At 47.6% G+C, this 1,616-nt stretch carries 1 protein-coding gene; it reads left to right on the top strand.

Annotated features, from left to right (window positions below):
* Window positions 1–318 precede the first annotated feature (318 nt).
* Window positions 319–1,296 carry a potassium channel family protein gene (locus KDK14_RS08550; protein ID WP_257264676.1) on the top strand — a complete coding sequence of 326 codons (978 nt, stop codon included), beginning with the start codon at window positions 319–321 and terminating at the stop codon, window positions 1,294–1,296.
* Window positions 1,297–1,616 lie beyond the last annotated feature (320 nt).

Here is a 1,616-nt window from a genome sequence, read left to right as displayed (position 1 = left end):
GCTTTTGCTTCTGGAATTAATAGATAGATGCTTAATGTCTATCGTAAGAGACTGCCCTACTGCGGTTGCGATAAATTGGTCTAAAAATTCGTTTTTTTCTGGCAAACAGGCCAGGGATCTGAAAAGGCCTGAATCACAGATATTATAAGTTAACGTTATGAATATATGTGTTATTATCGCGCACTGGTGATATATCAGACTTCTTTGGGTCTGGCAGACTTCTGGACCATGCATGGTAGGGTTAACTTGAGTTTTCTGAAATCAACTTTGCGGTTCTTTCACCACCAGTTTTTGAAATTGAGCTGGCTGGCTTTACTGATGGTGTTGTTGGGTCACGTTATTTTCTCCTGGGTGTTGATGTGGCTGGCCGGTGAATCCGCACTTCTGCCTTTTGACCGATGGTTCTATTTTTATATCACTACATCGACCACTGTCGGTTATGGCGATCTGAGTCCGGGCAGTGGAGCCGGACGCATTCTGGCTGCGTTATTTATTCTTCCCGGTGGCGTTGTGCTTCTTGCAGGGGTTCTGGGGAAGCTGTCATCATTTTTTCTTGGGGTATGGAGAAGGGGTATGCAGGGCAGGGGCGACTTTTCAGGTTTGGAAAATCATATCGTTATATTTGGCTGGAAACGCAATCATACCCCGAAAATGGTGGATCTGATTTTTGGCGACAATCGTCGTGAGAATCGCAAGGTATTACTCTGTACCAGTCAGGAAATGGACAATCCTTTACCAGAAAAGGTTTTGTTTGCTCAAGGGGAAAGCCTGACCGATCACTCTTTTATCCAGCGAACCGGTGTCGGCAATGCGGCCAGAGTTATCGTGTTCCGTGACTCCGATGACCAGACCCTGGCAACTTGCCTGGGTATCGCTGCGACGAAAACGAAGGCCCATATTGTTGCCTGGTTTGACAATGTGCAGATGGTCGGGTTGCTGCAGTCCCACTGCCCGCAAATTGAGTGTCACAGTAATATTTCCATGGAATTGCTGGTCCGCTCTGCCCAGGATCCGGGGTCCTCTCGGATACAACAGCAACTGTTATCAACGTTGATAGGGCCTACTCAGTACAGTGTTCCCGTGCCTGAAGAGTTTGGAGGGACTACCTTTGGCAGGCTACTGGCGTTTTTTAAAGCTGATCATGAAGCAATAGTCCTGGGAGTGGCCGGGTCCGCCACCGGCAATGATCTGAGGTTAAATCCGCCCGGTAATCACCGGGTGGAAGCCGGGCAGATTGTGTACTACATGGCCGAGCAGCGGATTCATGGGAATGAAATTCAGTGGGAGCAGCTGTAGTTATTGAGGCATCTACTTTGGAACTTTTATTTAATTAACAGGTCAAACAAACAATAAGAGGTGGCCAGTTCTAGCCTCGTTTTGATGGTGTTTCCAGAACTGCACACTCAACCCGTAGCAGTTATCAATTTCCCATGATCCCGGGCTTTAACAGGTTGCTTCACATCCAGCTGGCCCCGGTATGCAGAGCAGGGATAAGAGGTATAAGTAGTTAACCAAATGAAATCGTATTTTCTGACTAAGTGGTCAGTCACTCTGCGGCGTCACAACTACGGTCACATAGCTACGGCTATGCTCCCTACGTTGTGCCTTGCATAGTA

This window comes from Endozoicomonas sp. ONNA2, from assembly GCF_024606365.1.
Classification (GTDB): Bacteria; Pseudomonadota; Gammaproteobacteria; order Pseudomonadales; family Endozoicomonadaceae; genus Endozoicomonas.
This window is presented reverse-complemented; position numbering and strand designations above follow the sequence as displayed.